Source organism: Humibacter sp. RRB41, from assembly GCF_022761015.1.
Classification (GTDB): Bacteria; Actinomycetota; Actinomycetes; order Actinomycetales; family Microbacteriaceae; genus Humibacter.
Genome location: NZ_JAKWJQ010000001.1, coordinates 541,365 through 565,027, shown reverse-complemented (window position 1 = coordinate 565,027; position 23,663 = coordinate 541,365). Strand labels below are relative to the sequence as shown.

The window sequence follows — 23,663 nt, the reverse complement described above, 5'->3', positions numbered from 1 at the left end:
CGCACCCGCTCAGCCGACCGGAACGGGCTCGGGCTCGTCGGGAGCCGACGCGGGCGGCGTGCTCGGCGGCGTTGACGCGGCCGGCTCGACCCCACCGGTTCCTCCGCCGTCTCCGCGCTTCGCCGCCTTGCGCGCCTGCCGCCGCCCGCGCGCACCCTCGACGAGGTTGTAGAGGGTCGGCAGCACGACCAACGTGAGCAGCGTGGACGAGACGAGTCCGCCGATCACGACGATCGCCAGCGGCTGCGAGATGAACCCGCCGTGGCCGGTGAGTCCGACCGCCATCGGCAGCAGGGCGAAGATCGTAGCCAGGGCCGTCATCAGAATCGGGCGCAGACGGCGGGATGCGCCGTGCCGCACCGCATCGGGAACCGAGAGTCCTCGCCTGCGGTACTGGTTCACCAGGTCGACGAGCACGATCGCGTTCGTCACCACGATGCCGATCAGCATCAGCACGCCGATCAGCGACGCGACACCCAGCGGGATGCCCGAGATGATCTGCAACGCGATCGCACCCGTCGCCGCGAACGGAACCGAGATGAGCAGCATCAAGGGCTGGCGCAGCGACTTGAACGTCGCCACCATCACGATGTACACGATCAGGATGGCGAGAAGCAGCGCGAGCCCGAGCTGAGAGAACGCAGACGACTGACTCGAGGTGACGCCGCCGATCACCGCTGTCGCCCCGCTGGGCAGCTTGGCATCGGCGAGCGCCGTCGAGACCTGCGAGTTCGCGGTGGTCAGATCGTCGCTCGACGGGGTCGCCGTCACGGTCGCGCTGCGTTGTCCGCCCGAGGTGGTCACCGTCGCCGGGCCGTTCGTCTGCGCGACATCGGCGAGCGCGCTCAGCGGCTGGGGGCCGCTGGTCGTCAGGATCTTCAGGTTCTTCAGCGCATCGACGCTCATCGGCTGGTCCGCGTCGGCGATGTAGATGCTGAGCGTCGTGTCGTTGATCGCCACGGTACCGACCTGGGTCGGCTGCATGGCCTGCGAGACCTGGCTGCCGACAGCGACCTCGCTCAGACCGTATTCCGCAGCCTTGGAGCGATCGACGTTCACCGCAATATAGGGCAGCGATGCGCTCAGGTTGCTCGTCACCTGCGTGACGGAGTCCAGCTTCTTCACCTTGTCGACGATGGTGTCGGATGCCTGCTGCAACTCGGCCTGCGTCGAGGCTGTGATGTCGACCTCGATGTCGCTCGACGCACCGAAGCCGCTGCTGGACGACACGGTGATGTCGCCGTCGCCCTTGATCGTGCCGAGCTGCTTCTCGACGGTGGCCTGCAACGCGTCCTGGTCGGCGTTCGGGTCCGTGGTGATCGAGAAGGTGGCGCCGCCCCCGCCGCCGGTGAAGGCATCCTGCAGCGCGCTGCCGCTGGAGCCGATGGAGAGCTGCACCGTGTCGATGCCCTCGATGCCCTCGAGCTTCTTCTCCACGACGCGCGCCGCGTCATCCTGGGCCTGCAGGCTCGTGCCTGGCGCGAAGGTCTGCGAGACGTTCAGCGTGTTCTGGCCGGTGGATCCGAGGAAGTTCGTCTTCATGAACGGCGTCAGCGCAAGCGTTCCGCCGAGCACCAGCACCGCGATGATGATCGTGACCGCCGAGTGCTTGAGCGTCCAGTTGATGATCGGCAGGTAGCCCCGCTGCAGGCGAGTCGGATGCTCGAGCTCGTCGTGTCCGCTGGCGACGGCGTCGCCGATCGACATGTGGCTCGCCGCATCGTCGGCCGCCAGCTCGGCGGACACCGGCCGCTTCGCCTTCTTGGGCTTCGGCGGCCGCAGGAACCAGTACGCCAACACGGGCACGATCGTCAGCGCGACGAGCAGCGACGCGAGCAGGGCGATCGTGACCGTGACGGCGAACGGACGGAACAACTCGCCGGTGACGTCGCCCACGAACGCGAGCGGCAGGAATACGGCAACGGTGGTGATCGTGGAAGCCGTGACGGCTCCGGCGACCTCGCGCACGGCATCCACCACCGTCTTCGCCCGATCGACCCCGGCGACGAGATGTCGTTTGATGTTCTCGATCACCACGATCGAGTCGTCGACGACTCGTCCGATCGCGATGGTCAGTGCGCCGAGGGTGATGATGTTCAGCGTGTAGCCGCTCGCCCACATGCCGATGAACGTGATCAACACGGAGGTCGGGATCGAGATCGCTGTCACGAGCGTCGACCGGATGGACAACAAGAAGATCAGGATCACGATCACCGCGAAGAGCAGGCCGAGCAGGCCCTCTTCGGTCAGCGAGTTGATCGACTGCGTGATGAACGGCGCCTGATCGAAGACCGTCGTGAACTTCGCACCGTGGCCGAGCTTGTCCCGCAGGTCGGGCACGAGCTTGTTGACGGCCTGGGAGACCTCGACGGTGTTGGCGCTCGGCAGCTTCGTGACGGCGATGGTGAGTGCAGGCTTGCCGTTCACCCGCGAGATCGAGGTGCTCGGGTCATCCGTGATCTTGACGGATGCCACATCACCGATCGTGGACACCGCCGGCGCCTGCGCGGCAGCTTCCCCTGCGGCGGCGGACGCGTCAGCCGCGCTTCCGGTAGCGGAGCCGGCGGTCCCGGATCCAGCGGATGCCTGCGCAGCTCCCGCGCTCGCGGTTGCGCCCGCACTCGCACTCGGCACCAGCGGAAGAGACGCGATCTGGTCGACGGAGGTGATCGTCGATCCGGCCTGCACCGACAACGTCTTGTCGTCCTGCGTGATCGAGCCGGCTGGCAGCAGCACGCCGTTCTGGCTGAGCGCGTCCTTAATGGACTGCACACTGCCACCGGCCGCGGCGAGCTTCGCGGCATCCGGCGTGATGGTCACGCGCTGGCCGATCTCGCCGATGAGTTGCGCATCGTTGACGCCGTCGATCTTCTTGAGGTCGGGCAGTACGAGTCGGTTGATGTCGGCGCCGAGCTGCTTGCCGCTCTCGTCGCTCGTCACCGCCAGCTGGATGATCGGCAGGTCGTCGATGCTGCCCTGGATCACCTGGGGATCCACATTGTCGGGCAGAGTCGACTTGATGCGGTTGATCGCCTGGTCGAGCTTCTGCGACGAGTTGTCGAGGTTGGTCCCGTAGTTGAATTTCACGGTGATGATCGACTGGTTGGTGCTGCTCACCGCCGAGGTGCTGTCGAGGTCGGGCACGCCCTGAATGGCTGTCTCGATCGGCGTGCTCACGTCGTTGTTGACGACCTCGGGCGACGCGCCGGGATAGCTGCTGACGATCGCCAGCTGCGGAAAGGAGATCGATGGCGCGAGCTCCTGCTTGAGGTTCGTCAACGCGATGGCCCCGAAGACGGCGACGACGATCGTGATGAGCGCGATGAGCGCCCTGTTCTTCATGCTGAGAACGGCGAGGGAGTGCACGCGAGATCCTTTTCAGGTCGGTGGCGACGCGATGTGCAGAACGTCGGCAACTCCGCCGAACTGTGTGATTATCACACTCCCTGCTGAGCGGTTGACGTTTGTCAACGCTTCGGAAGGCTCGAATCACACGACGGCGCTCAGACCGCCCTGCTCGCCGTACGGATGCCTGGATGCCTCCGGCCATGCCGTCACGAGGGTCGCGACCGCGCGACTCATCGCCTCAGGACCGCACGTGAGGGGGAAGCGGAGAAAACGCTCGAACGCACCGTCGATGCCGAATCGCGGTCCGGCGGTGATGAGCAGGCCGTGCGAGCGCGCGGCGAGCGCGAGCTGGGAGCTGACCGGCTCGCCGATGCCCACCCAGGCCGCAAGGCCGCCCGCCAGATTCGGAACGGTCCATGCCGGAAAGTGCTCGGTCAGTTCGCGCACGAGCGCGTCGCGACCGGCGGCGAGAACGGCACGTCTCTCGGCGAGCACCTCGGGCATCCGCTCGAGAAGGTATGCGGTCGTGAGTTGCTCGATGATGGGGGTGCCGAGATCCATGTTCGCCCTGGTGGCGAGCAGCCTGCGGATGATCGAGCGCTCGGCCCTGATCCAGCCGATGCGCAGCCCGCCCCACATGGTCTTGCTGGCGGAGCCGATCGTGATGACCGGCACACCCCTCGCACCGGACGCGAGCGGCTGCATCGCGATGTGCGGGTCGATCGCCAGCTCCGCCGGCGTCTCGTCCGCGACCACGATCGTGCCCTGCCCGGCCGCCGCATCCAACAGCTGGCGGCGCACCGCGGCCGGCATGACGCGTCCCGTCGGGTTCTGGAAGTCGGGCATGACGTACGCGAGCGTGGGGCTGGCGCGACGGATGCCCGCGACGAGCGCTGCGGCATCCCACCCCGTCTCAGTCTCGGTGGAGACCGGCGCGGTGACGAACCTCGCGCCGACGGCCTGGAACGCGTCGTACGCGTGCGGATACGTCGGCGACTCGATGAGCACGCGATCGCCACGGCTGAGGAACACACGCGCGATGAGGTTGATGGCCTGCTGGGCTCCGGTCGTCACGAGAATCTCGTCTGCATCGGTCGGCAGCCCGCGCTGCGTGAAGCGCGCAGCGACCGCCGACCGCAGCGACGGCAGTCCGACCGCCTCATAGCCGGTGCCGCCGAGGTACGCGGGCAGATCGCGCACGGCGCGCGCGAGGGCATCCGGCAGCAGCGAGGTGGCCGGCGGCGCCGCCTTGGAGAGGTCGAGCAGCCCCTCGCCGATCGGATCGGAGGCGGGCGCCGATCCGAGCTTGACCACGGTGCCAGAACCGCGCACACTCTGGGCGAGGCCGAGATCACGCAGCCGCTGGTACGCGGCGGCGACGGTCGTGCGGCTGACGCCCAGCCGTTCGGCCAGCTCGCGTTCCGCCGGCAGCCGGCTCTCGGCCGCCAGCCTGCCGTCGATGAGAATCAGACGGATGCGGTCGGCCAACGCCTCGTACGCCGTCGCGTCCGTGCGCCACTCGCCGAGCAGGCCGATGAGTGTCTTGGAACCGATCGGTGTGGACGTCACCAGTCCACCTTATGCAGATTGGCACTGTTCCACTAGGCCAATCGTGGGATTGGATTGACATCATGCAGCCGATCGCCACTGCCCCGACAGCCACAGTATCGACAGGCGCCGCCCTGACCGTCTCAAGCGGGTTCGCGCGCACCGCACGACGCTTCAGCCTGCCGACGCTCGCTCCGATTCGCCGCCGGCCCGCCTCGCGCACCCGGCGCATGACCCAACTGCTCATCGGCCTGTTCCTCTACGGCATCGCCATCGCCACCATGATGCAGGCGTCGATCGGCATCGAGCCGTGGGATGTGCTCGCTCAGGGCATCACGCTGCGCACCGGTATCCCGTTCGGCCTCGTGACCAACATCGTCGGCGCCCTCGTGCTCCTGCTGTGGATCCCGCTTCGGCAGCGCCCGGGGATCGGCACCGTGCTCAACGTGCTGCTCGTCGGGCCCTCCGCGCAGTTCGGCCTGTGGGCCATACCGCAGCCGAGCGAGCTGTGGGCGCGCATCCTGCTGTTCGCGGGCGGACTGGTGCTGATCGCCATCGCGTCCGGACTCTACATCGGAGCGCAACACGGGCCGGGCCCGCGCGACGGGCTGATGACCGGCCTTCACGCGCGAACCGGCCGGCCGATCTGGCTGGTGCGCACGGCGATCGAGGCGACGGTGCTCCTCATCGGCTGGCTGCTCGGGGGCAACGTCGGCTGGGGCACTCTCGCGGTCGTCGCCTTCATCGGGCCGCTCGTGCACCTGACCATCCCGTTGTTCGCGCTGCAGGTGCAGCCCCGCACACTCGGGCGGGCCGACGTCTGCGACGAGGGACCGGCATCCGACCCGGGCCGTTTGATCGAGACGGATGTCGCGGCTCGCGCCCGCGTCGCACCCGACGGTTCCGGTTGGCCGTTCGCCCGTCGCTGAGGCGAGCCGTTTCGCCGAACTCGTGCCGCACCGAGTACGAAGCGGCTACGCCAACCGCGACGTGTCGATCATGATGCGGTCGTGGCGCTGCGGGTCGGCGAGGACGGGCAGTTCGCGACCGATGGCCGCGATCGTCTGCTGCTTCTGCACGCTGCTGAACCCGATGCGCATCACCGTCGAGTAGCCGGAATTGCCGCCGACCGGAGTCACGTCGAGGGTCAGATCCCAGACACCGCCAGGTGCCGTCGGCACGCCCGCCGGCGGCTGCACGGCATACGCAGCGAGCACCCGAGCCGTCGTCGGCAGGAGTCCGAGCGCCACGGCGCCGCCGGCGAGCGCCTGGGCGCTCTCCTGCGGGGTGAGCCCGCCACCCGGCGCACCGGGAAGCGGCCGCGACGGGTCGCCGATGACGCTCGGCGAAGCGAAGACCGAGGCCCCCGTGGCCTGCGCAGCGGCCATTTGTTGCGCCTGCTGGGCGGCATACATCTGCGCCACCTCGCGGTTCGTCGGCATCTGATCCCACCTGATCTTCAGGCGGTCGGGATGCTCCCGGTCGAACGTCACGGGAAGCGTCTGGCCGGGCTGCGGCCACTTGGCCACCGGCGTTGCCAGCGAAGAGTGGTGCACCGAGGTCGGCGTCACGCCAGGACCCGAGACGACACCGTCCATCGAGCAGTTCTCGTACACGGCGCCGCCGGACGCGATAGAACAGGAGACCAGATTGAACTGGCCGTCGACCGGATCCTTGATTCTGTTGAACAGTCCCATAACACTCCCCACGCGAATCACCCAACGCTAGCGTGGCGCTCGCCTCGGCCAGACCGAGCTGAAAGGGGCAACGCTGACGGGCATCCATGCGTCCAAGGCGGACTTCAGCCAGGACGACCTCGCCGGCCTATCCCTGCGGGGCGCCGACCTGCGCGGGGCCGACCTCACTCAGACGACCCTGAAGGATGCCGATCTCACGAACGCGGACCTCACGAACGCGGCCCTCACGAACGCCACGCTCGTCCAGGCAGACCTCTCGGGGGCGAAGCTCACCGGTGCAAAGATCTCCGGCGCCGCGCTCGATCAGGCAGATACCACTGGGACGAGGGTTGAGGGCAGCTCGGGCGCCTTCCCACTGGATGCTTACTCGGCGCTTCTCACGTTCATCCTGTCGCTCATCGTGTTCATCCCGAGCCTGCGCACGTCGCAGGGTCGCGCTGCTGCGTGGCTCGCCCTGCTGATCGTCGCGGCCGGATCCGCTGCCGAACTGGTCTCGGTGATCGGCTGGGCACCGACGCTGGACGCCCTGATCGTCCTGCCGCTCCTCCCGCCGATCGTCTTCCTGGCGATCTACGTCGGCACCTCGCTGCACAAGATGCGCGGCGGATGGGCAGCGGCCGTTTCGGTGCATCCTGCCACTTTGAGCATCCGCGGCCACCTTGCGTGGCTGCACTTGCTCAAGGTGGCCGCGAACGCGGCATCCGGATGTCCACTTGCCTTCGAGCGCGCTCGAATCCGTAGCGTCGTGGGTATGACGAAGACATCACGGAGCAAGACATGGATCATCACCGGCGCAACGTCCGGGCTGGGACTCGCCCTGACCACGGCGGCTATCGCATCCGGGGACCGCGTCCTCGGCACGGCGCGGCGATCCGAACGTCTCGACGGGTTGGTCCGTGAGTTCGGCGAGAGCTTCGTGCCGGTGCGTCACGACGTGCGTGACATCGACGGCGCGGCGGCAACGATCGAGCGTGCGATCGACGCGTTCGGCGGCGTCGACGTTCTCGTCAACAACGCCGGGGGCGGTCTTGTCGGCGCCGCCGAGGAGGTCACCGATGATGAGTTGCGCGACATGCTCGCGCAACATCTTTTCGGGCCGGCTGCCTACGTGCGAGCCGCGCTGCCCCACATGCGCGCCGCCGGGCATGGTGCGATCGTGCAGATGAGCAGCCAAGGCGGTCGGCGAACCTTCCCAGCGGTCGGCAGCTATTCCGCCGGCAAGTTCGCCTTGGAGGGTTGGTCGGAGGCTCTTGCCGGCGAGGTTGCACCGTTCGGTATCCGCGTGCTGATCGTGGAGCCGAGCCGCTTCCGCACGAGGTTCAACCAGCAGGACGTGCTGCTTGATGCAAAGCGCAATCCAGAGTACGACGGCGTGATCGGCACAGTGCGAACGGATATGTCGGGCGCCGACGGATTGCAGGAGGGCGATCCCGTTCGTGCGGCGGCGGCCATCCGACTCGCACTGGAGTCCCCGGATGCCCCGCTACGGCTCCCTCTCGGAGCCGCGGCCGTTCGCAACATCGCCGCCGCCTACCAGCGATCGCTCGATGAGCTCCGCACCTGGACGGCGGTGAGCGAGTCGGCCGACTTTCCCGACGCGGTGTCGGCAACGCGCGCTTTCTGAGGACCTACGGTGTGATCATGGCGACAGACGTACTGATCGAGCAGCTTCTGCGAGTGCCGGAGGATTCCGGCACGTCGACGATCGCGACTCTTGATGGGCTCCTGGACGATTCGACGATCGAGGCTTCGGCAGCGCCCAAAAGCGTGGCCGAAGCCGCCCGGCTCGTTGGTCTGACGGCGCACACACTGCGTTATTACGAGCACGAGGGCCTGGTGCGACCGGCACGGAACTCGTCGGGGTATCGCGAGTACTCGGCGTTCGACCTGCGACGTCTCGTCTTCCTCACACGGATGAGGGTCTCTGGCATGACGATGCACGACCTCAAGCGCTACATCGCGCTCGTGGAGCAAGGAGACCCGACCATCTCCGAGCGCCGCACGATCATGCTCGAGCAGCGTGAGCGCATTCGGCGGCAGCTTCGGGGCCTGGAACTGGCCCTCGAGACCACCGAATACAAGATCCATGTCTACGGCGGCACACCCGACGCCTCCTGATCTGACAGCACCCGGCGGGGCGCGCGGGTGCGTTAGAGGTTGCTCTCCGCGTACACACGCATCGCGTCGCGCACGAACGCGGCGCTTTCCGATCCGCCGTAGTGCGCGGCGAAACGCTCGTCGGCGACGTACATCTCGCCGAGGCCGATGAAGTACTCCTTCGTCGGGCGGCCGTCCTTGCTCCCCGGAGTCCCCGGCACACTGCCGAGCCACTTCGCTTGTCGCGCAGCGAGCGCTTGCGCTTCGTCGCCGGCCGGGTCGATGCCGCGGGCGGCGGCATCCTTCCAATCGTCGCTCAGCGATTGCTGGCGCTGCTGCCACTCCGCCCGCTCAGCGTCGCTCATGCCGCGCCACCAGGCGTCGCCCTTCGCGTACGCGTCCTTGCCCCAGCGCTCCTCGACCTCCTCCTTGTACTGCGTGTGATCGAATCCGTCGAATGCCGTCTCGGCCATGATCGGTTCTCCTCTCTGTAGTGCGTCGATGGTGGATGCGACGGATGCCGCTTGCCTCGCCAGCCGGTCCCGCTCGGCCTGCAGCCAACTCAAGTGGTGCTGCAGCGCCGGTACCGCGTCGGTCTGCCGTTCCAGCGCCTCCGCGATGGCCGGCAGCCGCAGCCCGAGCCCGCGCAGCAGCAGGATGCGCTGCAGCCGCACGAGCGCGTCGCCGTCGTAGTAGCGGTAACCGTTCTGGCCGATGCGGCTCGGCTTCAGCAGCCCGATGTCGTCGTAATGACGCAGCGTGCGACTCGTCGTGCCGGTCAACCGGGCCAACTGCTGAATCGAGCGTTCGTGCTCGGCAGCGGCCGTGGCATCCGTGTCATCCGTCATGTCTCTGACGATAAAGGTTGACGTTGCGTCAATGTCAAGCGTCGCGCGCCGTCGCCAACGGCTTTCATCTGCAGACGAGGTTCTGCGCTCACGCGATTCATACGCCCGCCACTTGCAACATCCAAGAACGCGATATATCGTGTTACTCATCAGTCGCGATATATCTCGATTGTCCGAATGAAACTTCCCGAAGAAGAAAGGTACCGACGATGACTCAGGAACGCTGGCTCGTGATGCCAGGTGAGAGCAAGACCATCGACTTCGAGGTCGTGCGCAAGCTCAAGGTGAGCCTCGTCGGCGGGCAGGTCGATGTGATCGGGCACGACGAGCCGACCGCTCGCGTCGAGGTGAACGACGTCGATGGCAAGGAGCTCAAAATCTCCATCGACGGCGACACCCTCGAGGTCGACCACCCACAGTGGCGCTGGGACAACTTCATCGACGTGTTCCGCTCCTGGCGCGGCAAGGCGCGAGCGGATGTCACCATCCTCGTTCCCCGTGACGTCGTGCTGAAGCTCGGCGTCGTGTCGGCGACGGCGCTGGTCAGCGGACTGGTCACTGACGCGAAGCTGAACACCGTCAGTGGTGAGATCACGACCGACGGCTTGATCGGAGACGTCGACCTCAACACGGTCAGCGGCGAGCTCACGGCACGTGACCACCGCGGCGAGGTGACAGCCCACACGGTCTCCGGCGACATCACGGTGTCGGGCAGCGTGCCGAAGTTCTCGGTCGACGGCGTCAGCGCGAACATCTACCTCGACCTGTTCGACGTGCCCTTCAACGTGAACACGAACACGGTCTCCGGTGACGTCACCCTGCGCATCGACGAGGGGATCGGCGTGCGCTACCGCATCAACACGGTCAGCGGCGTCGCCCACCTCGACGGCACGACGATCGTGCGCGGGTCGATGGGAAAGACGTTCACCCACCAGACCGGCACGCTGGAGGGCCGCTGGCTCGACATGTCGTCCAATTCGGTGTCGGGCAACCTCTCCGTCGTACGCCGCACACCTGCTGCATCGCAGCAGAGCACGGATGCCACGAGCGGCGCGGCATGACCCCCGCGGTGTTCTCGCACGGAAGCTTGCGGCTGTACCTGCTCAGTCTGCTCGACGAGTCCCCGAAGCACGGCTACGAACTCATCCAGGCGCTCAGCGATCGCTTCGGCGGCACATACAGTCCGAGCGCCGGCACCATCTATCCGCGGCTGGCGAAGCTCGAGGAGGAGGGCCTGGTCACAAAGACCGCCGTCGGCCGCAAGACGGTGTACGCGATCACCGACGCGGGGCGCGCTGAGCTGCAGTCACGGGCATCCGATCTCGACGACATCGAGCACGAGGTCACCGACTCGCTGCGTCGCATGGCCGACGAGGTGCGTGCCGGCGTGACCGAGGCGATGAAGAGTCTGCGCGCCGACCTCGCCACCGCCGCACGCGAGGCGAAGCAGGACGCCAAGGAGCAGGCGAAGCGAGGCACCGCATCGACGGCGAGAGTCTTCGATCTGCAGGCAGAGTCGCGATTCGCGCTCCGCGAGGCTGAGATCGTGCTGAACGAGTTCCGTCAGCAGGTGCGCTCCGACTTGCGGCGGGCATCCGGACTCGGCGGAATTCCGGATGCCGTCGTCGCGGACCTGCGAGGCGACCTCGCGAAGGTGCGCGACGACATCGTGCGCCGGCTCTCACTCTGAGCCAGGCGTAGTCGCCTTCGCAGCGTCGCGATCGCGTACGGCGTGCGCCGTGCCTCAGTCAGGCCACCCGTCCGGTCTCCGTGACGGTGCCGTCCGGGCAGTGCATGAACACGTGCCCTTCCTCTTTCTCCGTGCGATGACCGGCGAGCGACTGGCCGCAGAGCGGACACGTCGTGGCGTGCGGTGACTCAGCACCGTAGGGGCCGAGCGGCGGGGGTCCCAGCACCGGGATCAGTTTGCCGTCCAACCACTCGGCCGCATGGGCCAGGCCGTGCGCGTGGACCGTTTCGCCACTCGTTTTGCGTGGCATGCCGCCAGGTTAAGCCCACACCCCCGGAAAGGCTCCGCCCTCTGCCGCCGGTCGACCAGCAGGGGCGCTACGAAGTGCGTGGAAACCGCCGCTGAACGGGCGAAACGTCGTGTAGGCCGTGCGCGCGCCGTTACTACGCTGTGGGTTCGCTCGGCGGCCCGACGCGCTGACTTGACAGCCATTAGGCAGGTAGTAGTGTCATCCCTCGTGACAAATGAGGGGAAGGTCCCCGGGCTAGACGGTCGCACCGCAAAACGGTGGCTGATCGGGGAACCTCTACCCAGCGAGAAACTCGAGGGGCAGCTGCTCCCCAAGCACCTCGCTCTGCCGATCTTCGCGAGCGACGCGCTGTCGTCTGTGGCCTACGCGCCGCAGGAGCTCATGATGGTGCTCCTGATCGGCGGCGTCGCCTTCCTGGCCTACTCGCCGTGGATCGCTCTCGCGGTCATCGTGCTTCTGCTCACGGTGGTCGCGTCGTACCGACAGCTCGTCAAGGCGTACCCGTCGGGCGGCGGCGACTACGAGGTCGCGCACAAGAACCTGGGCGAGAAGGCCGGCCTGGTCGTGGCATCCGCTCTGCTCGTCGACTACGTCATGACGGTGGCCGTCTCGGTGGCCAGCGGCGTGGACAACATCATCTCGGCGTTGCCGTTCCTCAGCGAGTTCCGCGTCGAGCTGGCCGTGGGGTTCGTCATCCTGATCGCCGCCATGAATCTGCGTGGCGTTCGTGAGGCGAGCAAGGCCTTCGCGGTGCCCACCTACCTCTTCATCGGGTCCATCGTCGTCATGATCGTGACGGCGCTGATCCGAACCGCTCTCGGCTTCGCGCCAGTGGCGGAATCGGCGCAGTACGCGGTGAAGACCGAGGGCGTGGCCCAGGCCGCCATGATCCTGCTCCTGCTGCGCGCCTTCTCCAGTGGATGCTCCGCCCTCACCGGCGTCGAAGCCGTCGCCAATGGCGTGCCCGCGTTCCGCACACCTAAGATCCGCAACGCGCGGACGACGCTGCTGCTGATGGGCGGCATCGCGATCTTCCTCTTCGCGGGGCTGATGGCCGTCTCGCTGATCAGCGGCGTGCACTACGCAGAGAATCCCTGCGATCTGATCGGGTGGAAGCAGTGCAGTACGGAGCCGCAACGGTCTCTGGTCGCGCAGCTGGCATCCGCGACCTTCGGCAACAACTCGATACCGTTCTTCATCGTGCAGGCGGCGACAGCCATCGTGCTGCTGCTGGCCGCGAACACGGCGTTCAACGGGTTCCCGCTTCTCGGCTCTGTGCTGGCCCGCGACTCCTACGCACCGAAGGCGCTCTCCACCCGCGGTGATCGCCTCGTGTTCTCGAACGGTGTGATCGCCCTGGCGCTGGCCGCGATCGTGCTGCTGATCGTCTACGAGGCGAACCTCACCAACCTGATCCAGCTCTACATCATCGGTGTGTTCGTGTCGTTCACCCTGGGTCAATCCGGCATGGTCAAGCACTGGATCACGCTGCTGCGCGGTGGCGCGACCGAGCGGTTCAGCATCATCCGCTCACTGTGCATCAACGCGTTCGGCGCGCTGCTGACGTTCAGCGTGCTCGTCGTCGTCACGATCACCAAGTTCACCCACGGAGCGTGGCTGGTGTTCATCATGATGCCGATCCTGTTCCTGCTCATGATGGGCGTGAACCGGTACTACCGGGACGTGGCCAAAGAGGTCGAGGTCGATCCGACCACCACCTTCGGCGCCAGCGGCGACCACGCGATCGTGCTCGTCGGCAAGATGCAGAAGCCGGTGTTGAAGGCCCTGGACTATGCGATCGCCGCCAGACACCAGTCGATCGAGGCTGTGCACATCTCCGTCGAGGACGAATCGACCGACCTGCTGCAGCAGCAATGGCACGACATGAACATCCACGTGCCCCTCACGATCATCGAGTCGCCGTACCGCGACTTCGGCATTCCGTTGATCAAGTACATCAAGCACAGGCGTGAGGAACGCGGCTCGGAGGTGACGACGGTGTACCTGCCGCAGTACATCGTCGGGCACTGGTGGGAGGGCATCCTGCACAACCATCGCGCCCGCCGCATCTCCAAGCAGCTCATGCTCATGCACGGCGTGACCATCGCGCTCGTTCCGTGGCTGCTCGATTCGACGGAGCTCATCTACGGTCGCCGATCGCGTCCGCTGCCGGGGCAGGATCGTCGTGGTGAACCGATTCGCGCCATTCCCCGACGGCCCCTTGCGCCGGCGAGTGCCGCCGGTGCGTCGCGCGGACGACGGGATGCCGCAGCCAAGCCGACGACAGCGACCCCCGAGACACCGCGCCGCGGCCAAGACGGCACACCGACCCCCGGTCAAGGCGGAACCCCGGCGTCCGGCCAGCACGGCACCGCAGCATCCGGGCAGCCCGACTCGAAACAATCGGGCGACGACACGCCGACGCCGACGCACGCCGGCCGCCGCTGAACCCTCAGGCCGCTCGCGTGGGCAGCGGCATCACCTCGCGGCTGCGGAAGTGCTCGTACACGACCGACGTTCGCACGTCGGCGATCTCGGGACGCTGCGTGAGCCTGTCGATCACGAACGCGTAGAGCGCGTCGTTGTCGGGCACGGCGACGTGCACGATGAAATCCTCGGTTCCGCTGGTGACGAAGACCCCGATCGTCTCGGGCAGCGCGGCGACCCAATCGCGGAACGACTCGATCCGCTCGCGCGAAGGCGGCCGGATGCGCACGGCGATGAGCGCCTGAACGCCACGGCCGACCGCGTTCAAGTCGACGTCCAGCGTGGCACCACGGATGACGCCTCTGCGCTGCAACGCCCTGGTCCGCTCCAGCGCCGTGCTGGGTGAGACGCCCACGGCGGCCGCCACGTCGCGATTGCTCGTGCGCGCGTTCGACTGGAGCACGCGCAGAATCGCCTGATCAAGTTCATCCATGTCGCCTATTGTTCCGTCTTTGCCGAATTTCGTTCGACCAGCCGCACACGACATTGCACTTTCTTCTATCTTTGACGGGTTCTTCCGATCGCAAACCGAAGGGATCTGATGTCGATGATCACCACCGACCACACCGTGGGATTCACGGAGGACGAGATCGACACGTCCGCGCCGACACGATCCACGCGGCTGAAATGGGTCATCATCGTCAACGACCGTCTGCCGTCCGGCCGAGCCGTCAACGCAGCGGTCTGCGCAGCCGCGGCGACGTCCCGGCGCGTCACGGGCATTCTCGGCAGCGCGGCCGTCGACGCCGACGGAAACACCCACGAAGGTCTCCCTTGGGCCGGGTGCTCGATTCTGGTCGCCGACACCGCGATGCTGCGACGCATCCGTCTCAAGGCGGCCGGATCACCCGGCTGTTTCGTCGCCGACACACCGCTGGCCGCGCAAGAGACCCGCGTCTACGACGAGTATCTCGACACCTTGCGTTCCGTCGCCGCCGATCAGATCGACTACTCGGCGATCAGTCTCGTCGGCCCGCGCAATCGCGTCGATCGCATCACCGGGCGTCTACCGTTGATGCCGTGAGCCGCAAGTCGAGGCATCGACCGTCTCAACTCATGCGCTCACCGGCATCGGCCGCAAACGGAAGACTGGGATGACGGGCGGCGGTCTGCCCGAGAAGCCGATGGAGTTGTGGAAAACAATGCGGAAGATGGGCCCCAGCACAGCGGGACGACTGTCGAGTTACACGGACGCGGTGTTCGCCGTCATCATCACCATCATGGTGCTGGAGCTCCGGCCTCCCGCTTCCGCGGATTTCACGGCATTGCTCGCACTCTGGCCGACCGTGATCAGCTACGTCGTGAGCTACGCGTTCATCGCGATCATCTGGATCAACCATCACTACCTGATGGGCTATATCTCCGTTCCCTCGTTGCGCCTCATCTGGCTCAACTTCGGCCACTTGTTCTTCGTGTCGCTGCTGCCCTTCGCCACGGCCTGGATGGCTGAGACCGTGCTGGCGCGCGGGCCGGTCGTCACCTACGCGTCGTTGTTCGTCCTGACCGACGGAATGTACAACCTGTTCGAGCGAGAGATCCTGCGGAACTCGTCCGAGTTCTCGGCGAGCGAATATCGAGCTACCCGACGCCGATCGCTTCTCGCGCTGCTCTTGTTCGCCGTGGCGGCCGGACTGGCCGCGATCGAGCCGTGGCTCGGGTTCGGCGTGATCTGTGTCGCCTTGGCGCTTCACCTGGTGCCCGATGTGAGCGGTTGGCGGAGAGTACCCAGACGAGCACGTCGCAGCAGGCGGCTGGCGCCCTGACCGACACCCTGTGCACAGCTGTTCGCCCTGAGCCGTCGATCCGACTCTCCTCCGCAGCCACTTCGCGCAACCACAGCCAGGCGTTGTGGCTGCACGCAACACGTGGCCGCGAACGCTCGGCCTCGCTACGCTTCTGCGCGTTTGGGCTCGACGTCGTAGCCGAGCGCGGTCAGCACGCGGACCGCGCCGCTCTTGCCACCTTCGAAGTCGGCCGAAGCCAGACGGTCACCCGTCGCAAGCTCGTACGCGGCGCCGAGTATGGCCTTGGGCGGATACGCACGTCCTGCTTCCACCAGGTCGTAGGTGGTCGTGGGGGCGAAGCCGAACCGCGAGAAGAACGCATCCGCTCCCAGGTGGTCGTACTCGTGCAGTGCGGATTCGACGTGCTCGGTTGTAACCAGGGACCAATCGATCGCGCGCGCCATCGTCCTACCACCTCTCTCGCGCGGCGTCGCAGACGCCGACTTCCCGTTGTGCAGGTTAGCCCGTCGTCGGGGTCGGCGGGGCACAATCGTCGGACACGGAGATCATCGGCGAGAGGAAGAAGAACGTGGCCATCAGTCTCGGGGACAGCAAGGTAGTCGTGGTCGGCCGAGGATCAGGCATCGCGAGGGCCATCGCCCTGGCCGCCTCGGCCGCGGGCGCCGACGTCATCGTCGCAGGCCGCCATCCGGACGACCTCGACGACGCCTATCGGTCCGAAGGATTCCGCGCGGAGCGCGTCGACCTCAACGACGAAGGATCGGTCGCCGCGCTGGCGGACCGCCTTGGACGGGTCGACCACATCGTCAGCACCGCCTCTGCGCGAGCCCGCGGAGACCTGCGAGACCTCGACCGCGACGCGGTGAGGCTCTCCTTCGACACGAAGGTGGTCGGGCCGTTGATGCTGGCGAAGCACTTCGCCGACCGATTCAACCCCGGCGGTTCGTTGACGATCTTCTCCGGCGTCGCGGCGTTCAAGGTGGCCACAGGATTCTTGGGCGTCGCTATCACGAACGGCGCGGCGGACACGCTCGCTCGTTCGCTCGCCCTGGAGATGGCTCCCGTGCGCGTCAACGCCGTCTCTCCCGGTGTGATCGACACCGGTGCCTGGGACGGACTGGGAGAACAGGGTAAGGCCGACTACTTCGAGCACTTCCGCACGCACAACCCGGCCAGAAGAATCGGCTCCGCCGACGACGTCGCCGAGGCGGTCCTCTTCGCGATGACGAACGAATTCCTCACCGGCGCGAACCTGCACGTCGACGGCGGGGAACCGCTCACCTGATTCGTCAGGGCTCGTCGGGCACCGCCGGCGGATGCGACGATCTGATCACGAGCTCGGGAGTGACGAGCCGGTGGCGCGGGGCATCCGGTGCACCCTCGAGCAGGGCGAGAACGCCTTCCGCTACTTCGCCTAACCGCTGATCGACGCTCGAGAAACCCATCGCCGCCGAGACGGGCGTGTTGTCGAACCCCACGACGGGCAGCGCCGCCTGCTCTCGTACCACCGCTCCGAGCGCGAGGCTGTCGCTCGCGGCGACCACGGCCTCGAGGTCGGGCACCCGCGCGGCCAGACGCGACGTGGCATCCCGCCCAGCGGCCACAGTGTCGACGCCGGCCTCCTGCAACCGGTCGAGGTCCTCGCCGAGGCCGGCGGCCTGCATGGCGTCGACCCAGCCGCCCCTGCGCTCGTCGCCGGTACCCGACCCGCCCGGCCAGCCGACGAATCCGATGCGCTGCAGACCTCGTCGAAGCAGTGACTCGGTCGCGTCGCGCACACCGGCGCGCCCGTCGACATCGACCCACGGATGCCGCGGGTCGTTCATGTCGTCGATGCCCCACGGGCGGCCGAACGTGACGAACCGCTGCGCATGTTCGATGAGCCACTCGGTGCGGGGGTCGCCGTGGAACGTCGAGGTGAGCACGAACGCGTCGACGTCGGAGCCGTCGATCAGGCGGCCGAACTGCCTGATCTCGTCCTCTGGACTCGTGGCTGTGAAGAGCAGGATGCGCAGGCCGACGGCATCCGCCTGCTCGGTCAGCGCGTGCAGGAACCTGTCCAGGATCGAACCGGAAATGCCGTCGACCATGGGATCGAGGCGGATGCCGATGGTCGAACTCTTCTGCGTGCGCAACCGGCGAGCTGACGCATGCGGGCGGTATCCCAACCGTTCGATCGCCTCGCGCACGCGCTCACGTGTGTCAGGCCGCACGATGTCCGGAGCGTTCAGCACGTTCGACACGGTCTGGCGGGAGACACCGGCGGCGAGCGCGACGTCGTGCACGGTCGGCAGTCGTGACATCGGTTCCTCCTCGTCGACGGCGACGGATGGTGCGGGTGTCGGCCCCTTCGCACGAAGCCGCAGCGCGACGGGGTTGCCTTGACACGGCATGCGTCGCGGGTTACTTTGACCGTACACGAATTTGAACGATCAAATGAGTCAGCGACTCGGTCTTTTGATCGTTCTAATCACCGCGAGGACGCCACAGTCGCGTGTCGCGCGGTCCATGCACACAAGGAGTCACACCATGCAAAGACGCACACGATGGCTGGCGTCCGGCGCGCTCGCGGTGGCAACCGCACTCGCGCTGAGCGCCTGCGGTTCAGGTTTCAGCGGCAGTAGCAGCACGTCGACGAGCGGGGCCCTCACCTCCTCGAAGAAGCCACTGACCGTACTGATCGGCTCGAGCGGGCCGGCCGAGACGAAGGCCGTGACCAGCGCCGTCGGCGACTGGTCGAAGTCGTCGGGCACCGACGCCAAGGTTCTCGCGGCGAACAACCTCGACCAGCAGCTCGCGCAGGGCTTCGCGGCCAAGAAGCCCGCGGATGTCTTCTACCTGTCCACCGGAGCGCTTGCGGGATACGCCTCCAACGGCGATCTTCTTTCCTACGGCAGCATGCTTTCGAACAAGAGCGACTTCTACCCGAGCCTCGTGAAGTCCTTCACATACAACGGGCAGCTCTACTGCGCACCCAAGGACTTCTCGACGCTGCAGCTCGTCATCAACACCGACATGTGGAAGGCGGCGGGACTCACGTCCTCCGACTACCCCAAGACCTGGGACCAGCTGGAGGCCGTCGCGAAGAAGCTCACCACGTCGTCGCACGTCGGGCTGAGCATGAACGGGCAGTACGAGCGGATGGGCGCCTTCATGGTGCAGGCCGGCGGCAATTTGATGAACGCGGACAGCACGAAGGCGACCGCCAACAGCGCGGCCAACGTCTCGGCGCTCACCTACCTGAAGAAGCTCCTGAACGAGGGCGTCATGAAGACGGCGAAGGACCTCGGCCAGGGTGACGGCGGCCAGGCGCTCGGCACAGGCCAGGCGGCCATGACGGTCGAGGGCAACTGGGTGCAGGGCGAACTCTCGAACGACTACCCGAACGTGAAGTACACGGTCGTGCAGTTGCCGGCAGGCAAGGCCGGCATGGGAACGCTGCAGTTCAGCAACTGCTGGGGCATCGCGGCCGACAGCCCGAACCAGAAGGCGGCACTCAAGCTGGTCGAGCAGCTCACGACCAAGCAGGACCAGCTCGCGTTCTCGAAGGCGTTCGGCGTGATGCCGTCGATCAAGTCCGCGGCGTCGGAGTGGAAGAGCGAGAACCCCGCGTCGGCGGCGTTCCTCGAGGGTGCGTCGTACGCGCAGGGCGTGCCGACAGCCAAGGGCTCGGCCGACGTCGTCACGAACCTCGACTCGCAACTCGAGAGCCTGGCGACGAGCGATCCGAAGACGCTCCTCGACCAGACGCAGAAGAACCTTCAGGCGCTGCTGAAGTAGCACCGTGACGACAACCACGATCCGCCCTCACCGCTCGAACATCCGACGCGGTGAGGCAGCGTCGGGGTGGCTCTTCACCGCTCCGATGCTGATCTTGCTTGGACTCTTCCTGGTCATCCCGGTGCTGATGGCACTCTGGGTCAGCTTCTCGGACTGGGGCGGGAACGGCAGCCCGTTCTCGGGCAACGTGCACTTCGTCGGCACGCAGAACTACCAGAGCATCTTGAGCGGCGGCGGCCTCGCCGAGCAGAACTTCGGCACGTCGCTGCGCAACAACGCCTGGTACGTGGTCCTCGTCGTGCCCATCCAGACCGCCGTGTCGTTGTTCCTCGCCGTGATGGTGAACCGCGCCGTACTGCGGGGTCGCGGATTCTTCCGCACGGCGTTCTACTTTCCGTCGGTCACCAGCTCGGTCGCGATCACGGTGCTCTGGCTGTTCCTCTTCAGCACGACCGGAGCCATCAACAAGGTGCTGTCGTGGGTCGGCATCCACGGGCCGAACTGGTTCAACGACCCCGACGGCATCCTGCATCTCTTCCTCGGCCTGTTCGGCGTGCAGAGCGGACCGGCGTCGCTCACCTCGAGCGGATTCCTCGGCGTCACCTGGTGGGACTGGCTGGCGGGTCCGTCGGTGGCCATGTCCGCCTTCATCCTGATGGCCGTCTTCACGACGAGCGGCACGTTCATACTGTTGTTCATCGCCGCACTGCAGAACCTGGGCGGCGACATCCAAGAGGCCGCCATGATCGACGGCGCGAACGGATGGCAGCGGTTCTGGCGCATCACGCTGCCGCAACTGCGCCCGACGCTCTTCACCGTGCTCACCCTCGGGCTGATCGGATGCTGGCAGGTCTTCGACCAGATCTACACGGGCACCCAGGGCGCACCGGGCAACACGACGCTCACGCCCGCCTACCTTTCGTACACGTCCGCGTTCACGAATCAGGCGTGGGGTCAGGGCGCGGCGATCGCCTTCATCCTCTTCGTCATCATCGTCGCTTTCACCATTCTGCAGCGCTGGATCCTGCGCGAGCGCACGGTGTCGAAGCGCCGCATGAGGGCGTATCTGCCGAAGACCGAGGTTCCGCTGGAAGGAGGTTCGCGATGACCACCGGTGTGAACGCACAACAGCTGTCGGTCGCGGCGACCACCGGCAAGGATCATCCGAAGCCCCGACGTCCTCGGGCTCCGCGGTCGCGCAGGGCGATCATCGCCACGTCGGTGATCTATGCGGTCCTCGTCGTGCTCGCCGTCGTCTACATCTTCCCGTTCCTCCTGCAGGTCGCCACGGCGTTCAAGACCAATCCGGATGCCACCGCCAACCCGGTCTCGCTGATCCCGACCACGTGGAGCACCGCTGCCCTGCAGCAGCTCTTCGTGAACTCGGACTTTCCGCTCTGGTTCATGAACTCGGCGATCGTGACGATCTTCGTCACGTTCGGCCGCGTCTTCTTCGACTCGCTCGCCGGCTACGCCCTCGCCCGGCTGCATTTCCGCGGCCGAAACGTGATCTTCGCGGGCCTGATCGCCGTGATGGCCGTTCCTGCTGTCGTCCTGATGATCCCGAAGTTCCTGGTGATCAACCAGCTCGGCATCTACGACTCCTACACCGGCATGATCGTTCCGCTCCTCGTGGACGCGGCGGGCGTGTTCATCATGAAGGGGTTCTTCGAGTCGATCCCGGTGAGCGTCGAGGAACAGGCACGCATCGACGGCGCAGGGACGTTCCGGCTGTTCTGGTCGGTCGTGCTGCCGATGGCGAGACCGGCGCTCGTGACGATCATCATCCTGTCGTTCCAGGGGTCGTGGAACGAGCTGGCGCAGTTCATCATCTCGGCGCAGAGCCCGTCGCTCACGACACTGACGAAGGGCGTCGCCTCGTTGAGCAGCGGCCAGCTCGGGCAGGGGAACCAGTACCCGCTCAAGCTCGCCGCTGCGGCGATCATGACCATCCCGGTCGCGGTGATGTTCTTCGTCTTCCAGCGCCGCATCATGAACAACAGCGAAGGCGCCGTCAAGGAATAGCGACCGCGTCGCGTCGCCGAAGGGAACCATGCAAGAACACCGTCAACCGCTGCTCAGCGACCAGATCATCGTGCTGCGCGCACCGACCCAGCTGTGGTCCGACCGCACGGGGGATGCCGGAGCGGCAGACATCCACGGCCTCTACCACGGCGATGTGCGCGTGCTCTCGGGAGTCGTGCTGACCGTCGATGGCAGACGGCCGGAGTGGATCTCCGTCGCGCCGCACGGGGCATCCGCTGCGACGTTCACCGGCGTGCTGCGGCACCTCGACGGCGAGGGCGCTGACCCTCGAGTGCGCATCGATCGCGAACGCACCGCGACGACGGATGCCGTCGAGGAGCGCATCGTCGTGCGCTCGGCACGCGACGTGCCGGTGCGCACCAGGGTAGAGGTCGAACTCGCACCGGCCTTCACGCCGATGCAGGACGTGAAGGCGGGCATCCACGTCAGCCACGACTGGGGTTCGACGCTGCGCGATGACGGAGCCGAATGGTCGGACGGCGCGACGACCGCGACGCTGCAGGCGCCGGGATCCGCAGTCCGGTCAGAGCGCGAGAAGACGGTCGTCTCGTGGGGCGTCGAGCTGCCGCCGCAGAGCTCCGTCGAACTCACGTGGCGCGTCGCGATGGCGGATGCCTCGTCGGTGGTCGCTGGAGCGACCGACGCACCTGCGTGGGAGGGATTCTCCGTCGAGAGCGGTGACTCGAGGCTGAGCCGGTGGGTGACCACCGCGCTCTCCGACCTCGACGCGCTGCGCATGTCGACGACGCGGGAGCCGGGCGACGAGTTCTTCGCCGCCGGCGCCCCCTGGTTCTTCACCCTGTTCGGCCGCGACTCGATCTGGGCGGCGCGCTTCCTGCTGCCCGCCTCGACCGAGCCCGCTCTGGCGACGCTCAGGGTGCTCGCCGCGTTCCAGGGAACACAGACCGATCCCGAGACGGCCGAGCAGCCGGGGAAGATCATGCACGAGCTGAGGGCGGGTTCGTTGTCCCTCCCCGACCACGGGATCACGCTGCCGCCGCTCTATTACGGCACGATCGACGCGACGCCGTTGTGGGTGTGCCTGCTGCACGACGTATGGAAGTGGGGCGCGCGGGATGCCGACATCGCTCCCCTGCTGCCGCACCTCGAGGCTGCCATGGCATGGATGCGCGACAGCGGCGACAGCGACGGCGACGGCTTTCTCGAGTACGTCGACACGACCGGCCACGGGCTCGCGAACCAGGGCTGGAAGGACTCGGGGGACTCGATCCAGTGGCGAGACGGGACCCTGGCCGATGGACCGATCGCGCTCTGCGAAGTGCAGGCCTACGCGTACGAGGCAGCCGTGCACGGCGCCGATCTGCTCGAGCACTTCGGCTTGCCTGGCGCGCACGATTGGCGCGACTGGGCTGCGCGGCTGAAGAGCCGGTTCGCCGACGAGTTCTGGGTGGACGACCCGCAGGGCGGACGCTACCCGGCCGTCGCGTTGGATGCCGGCAAGCAGCCCGTCGACTCGCTCACCAGCAACATCGGGCATCTGCTGGGCACGGGCATCCTGTCGCCGGATGAGGAGGCGACGGTCGCCGACCGCATCACGTCGCCCCGCCTGGACTCCGGATTCGGCCTGCGCACGCTGTCGACGGACTCCGCCGGCTTCTGGCCGCTCAGCTACCACGGCGGCTCGGTCTGGACGCACGACACCGCGATCGCGATCGGGGGCCTCGCGCGAGCCGGCATGGGCGAACGCGCAGGCGGGCTGATCGAGGGCCTGCTGCGCGCTGCCGAACGCTTCGACTTCAGGATGCCCGAGCTCCACTCCGGCGACGCCGCCTCCGACACCGGCACCCCGGCCCCGTACCCTGCGGCATGTCGTCCGCAGGCATGGTCGGCCGCGGCCGCGGTGGAAGTGCTCGCGGTACGCCTGGGGCTGCGACCCCACGGCGACGCGGTGTCGGCCGCGCCCGTCGCCGGCGCGGGAAGCATCAGCGTGAAGGGCGTGCGTGTGGGCGGCCGCGCGTTCGACGTCGACACCCCCGGCGACGGCACAGCCGTCGTGACGGCGTCAGCACGAGTCGAGTAGTCGACGCTGGTCGAGTAGCGGGAGAG

The 23,663-nt window shown here is 66.9% G+C and carries 21 protein-coding genes and 1 pseudogene; 14 read left to right on the top strand and 8 right to left on the bottom strand.

What is annotated here, in order from left to right; translation table 11 throughout:
- Positions 1 to 9: 9 nt before the first annotated feature.
- Together MJ603_RS02755 and MJ603_RS02750 are read right to left on the bottom strand one after the other, a co-directional pair.
- Positions 10 to 3,366 (bottom strand): efflux RND transporter permease subunit, encoded by a 3,357-nt coding sequence (locus tag MJ603_RS02755; protein ID WP_243062126.1) that lies wholly within the window; start codon positions 3,364 to 3,366, stop codon positions 10 to 12.
- 123 nt (positions 3,367 to 3,489) lie between these two features.
- Positions 3,490 to 4,917, bottom strand: a complete 1,428-nt coding sequence (locus tag MJ603_RS02750) for a PLP-dependent aminotransferase family protein (protein ID WP_243062125.1) — start codon at positions 4,915 to 4,917, stop codon at positions 3,490 to 3,492.
- A gap of 209 nt (positions 4,918 to 5,126) precedes the next feature.
- Between MJ603_RS02750 and MJ603_RS02745 the strand changes: the two genes are divergently transcribed.
- Positions 5,127 to 5,825: a YitT family protein gene (locus MJ603_RS02745; protein ID WP_243062713.1), complete on the top strand. Its 699-nt coding sequence runs from the start codon at positions 5,127 to 5,129 to the stop codon at positions 5,823 to 5,825.
- Between the two features lie 45 nt (positions 5,826 to 5,870).
- Here the strand turns inward: MJ603_RS02745 and MJ603_RS02740 are convergent, their stop codons facing one another.
- Positions 5,871 to 6,593, bottom strand: a complete 723-nt coding sequence (locus tag MJ603_RS02740) for a hypothetical protein (RefSeq protein ID WP_243062124.1) — start codon at positions 6,591 to 6,593, stop codon at positions 5,871 to 5,873.
- 58 nt (positions 6,594 to 6,651) lie between these two features.
- Here MJ603_RS02740 and MJ603_RS18840 point away from each other — a divergent pair.
- From MJ603_RS18840 to MJ603_RS02730, 3 genes and pseudogenes are all read left to right on the top strand, one after another.
- Positions 6,652 to 6,894: pseudogene (locus MJ603_RS18840) on the top strand (pentapeptide repeat-containing protein); the annotation flags it as partial.
- 99 nt (positions 6,895 to 6,993) lie between these two features.
- Positions 6,994 to 8,217 carry an SDR family NAD(P)-dependent oxidoreductase gene (locus MJ603_RS02735; protein ID WP_243062123.1) on the top strand — a complete coding sequence of 408 codons (1,224 nt, stop codon included), beginning with the start codon at positions 6,994 to 6,996 and terminating at the stop codon, positions 8,215 to 8,217.
- 17 nt (positions 8,218 to 8,234) lie between these two features.
- Entirely contained in the window at positions 8,235 to 8,711 is a 477-nt protein-coding gene (locus MJ603_RS02730; RefSeq protein WP_243062122.1) for a MerR family transcriptional regulator, read from the top strand.
- A gap of 32 nt (positions 8,712 to 8,743) precedes the next feature.
- On the opposite strand, the gene MJ603_RS02725 is transcribed toward MJ603_RS02730, so the two are convergent.
- Entirely contained in the window at positions 8,744 to 9,538 is a 795-nt protein-coding gene (locus MJ603_RS02725) for a MerR family transcriptional regulator (protein WP_243062121.1), read from the bottom strand.
- A gap of 209 nt (positions 9,539 to 9,747) precedes the next feature.
- Here MJ603_RS02725 and MJ603_RS02720 point away from each other — a divergent pair, with 209 nt between their 5' ends.
- Together MJ603_RS02720 and MJ603_RS02715 are read left to right on the top strand one after the other, a co-directional pair.
- Positions 9,748 to 10,599 carry a DUF4097 family beta strand repeat-containing protein gene (locus MJ603_RS02720; protein ID WP_243062120.1) on the top strand — a complete coding sequence of 284 codons (852 nt, stop codon included), beginning with the start codon at positions 9,748 to 9,750 and terminating at the stop codon, positions 10,597 to 10,599.
- Positions 10,596 to 11,228, top strand: a complete 633-nt coding sequence (locus tag MJ603_RS02715) for a PadR family transcriptional regulator (protein WP_243062119.1) — start codon at positions 10,596 to 10,598, stop codon at positions 11,226 to 11,228. The genes MJ603_RS02720 and MJ603_RS02715 overlap by 4 nt, the downstream gene beginning before the upstream one ends.
- Positions 11,229 to 11,286: 58 nt before the next feature.
- Here MJ603_RS02715 and MJ603_RS02710 read toward each other — a convergent pair whose 3' ends face one another.
- Positions 11,287 to 11,538 carry a hypothetical protein gene (locus tag MJ603_RS02710; RefSeq protein WP_243062118.1) on the bottom strand — a complete coding sequence of 84 codons (252 nt, stop codon included), beginning with the start codon at positions 11,536 to 11,538 and terminating at the stop codon, positions 11,287 to 11,289.
- 207 nt (positions 11,539 to 11,745) lie between these two features.
- Between MJ603_RS02710 and MJ603_RS02705 the strand changes: the two genes are divergently transcribed.
- Positions 11,746 to 13,986, top strand: coding sequence for an amino acid permease (locus MJ603_RS02705; protein ID WP_308220558.1), 2,241 nt, complete (start codon positions 11,746 to 11,748; stop codon positions 13,984 to 13,986).
- Between the two features lie 4 nt (positions 13,987 to 13,990).
- Here the strand turns inward: MJ603_RS02705 and MJ603_RS02700 are convergent, their stop codons facing one another.
- A complete protein-coding gene (locus MJ603_RS02700; RefSeq protein WP_243062117.1) occupies positions 13,991 to 14,458 on the bottom strand; it encodes an Lrp/AsnC family transcriptional regulator in 468 nt (155 codons plus the stop codon).
- A gap of 108 nt (positions 14,459 to 14,566) precedes the next feature.
- On the opposite strand from MJ603_RS02700, the gene MJ603_RS02695 reads away from it, so the two are divergent.
- Both MJ603_RS02695 and MJ603_RS02690 read left to right on the top strand, forming a co-directional pair.
- Positions 14,567 to 15,049, top strand: coding sequence for a DUF2000 domain-containing protein (locus MJ603_RS02695; protein WP_243062116.1), 483 nt, complete (start codon positions 14,567 to 14,569; stop codon positions 15,047 to 15,049).
- 127 nt (positions 15,050 to 15,176) lie between these two features.
- Complete coding sequence (locus MJ603_RS02690; RefSeq protein WP_243062115.1) at positions 15,177 to 15,788, top strand: TMEM175 family protein; 612 nt, start codon at positions 15,177 to 15,179, stop codon at positions 15,786 to 15,788.
- A gap of 125 nt (positions 15,789 to 15,913) precedes the next feature.
- Here the strand turns inward: MJ603_RS02690 and MJ603_RS02685 are convergent, their stop codons facing one another.
- Positions 15,914 to 16,213, bottom strand: coding sequence for a hypothetical protein (locus MJ603_RS02685; protein WP_243062114.1), 300 nt, complete (start codon positions 16,211 to 16,213; stop codon positions 15,914 to 15,916).
- Positions 16,214 to 16,338: 125 nt separating this feature from the next.
- On the opposite strand from MJ603_RS02685, the gene MJ603_RS02680 reads away from it, so the two are divergent.
- Positions 16,339 to 17,055, top strand: a complete 717-nt coding sequence (locus MJ603_RS02680; RefSeq protein WP_243062113.1) for an SDR family oxidoreductase — start codon at positions 16,339 to 16,341, stop codon at positions 17,053 to 17,055.
- A 4-nt stretch (positions 17,056 to 17,059) separates the two neighbouring features.
- Here the strand turns inward: MJ603_RS02680 and MJ603_RS02675 are convergent, their stop codons facing one another.
- Positions 17,060 to 18,073 carry a LacI family DNA-binding transcriptional regulator gene (locus tag MJ603_RS02675; protein ID WP_243062112.1) on the bottom strand — a complete coding sequence of 338 codons (1,014 nt, stop codon included), beginning with the start codon at positions 18,071 to 18,073 and terminating at the stop codon, positions 17,060 to 17,062.
- A 226-nt stretch (positions 18,074 to 18,299) separates the two neighbouring features.
- Between MJ603_RS02675 and MJ603_RS02670 the strand changes: the two genes are divergently transcribed.
- Genes MJ603_RS02670 through MJ603_RS02655 form a run of 4 tightly spaced genes read left to right on the top strand, consistent with a single transcriptional unit; the run spans position 18,300 to position 23,637 of the window.
- Complete coding sequence (locus MJ603_RS02670) at positions 18,300 to 19,550, top strand: extracellular solute-binding protein (protein WP_243062111.1); 1,251 nt, start codon at positions 18,300 to 18,302, stop codon at positions 19,548 to 19,550.
- Between the two features lie 4 nt (positions 19,551 to 19,554).
- Positions 19,555 to 20,658, top strand: a complete 1,104-nt coding sequence (locus tag MJ603_RS02665) for a carbohydrate ABC transporter permease (RefSeq protein ID WP_243062110.1) — start codon at positions 19,555 to 19,557, stop codon at positions 20,656 to 20,658.
- The gene (locus MJ603_RS02660) at positions 20,655 to 21,575 is read left to right on the top strand and encodes a carbohydrate ABC transporter permease (RefSeq protein ID WP_243062109.1); all 921 of its coding nucleotides are present in this window, start codon (positions 20,655 to 20,657) and stop codon (positions 21,573 to 21,575) included. The genes MJ603_RS02665 and MJ603_RS02660 overlap by 4 nt, the downstream gene beginning before the upstream one ends.
- Positions 21,576 to 21,603: 28 nt before the next feature.
- Complete coding sequence (locus tag MJ603_RS02655) at positions 21,604 to 23,637, top strand: glycogen debranching N-terminal domain-containing protein (protein ID WP_243062108.1); 2,034 nt, start codon at positions 21,604 to 21,606, stop codon at positions 23,635 to 23,637.
- Positions 23,638 to 23,663 lie beyond the last annotated feature (26 nt).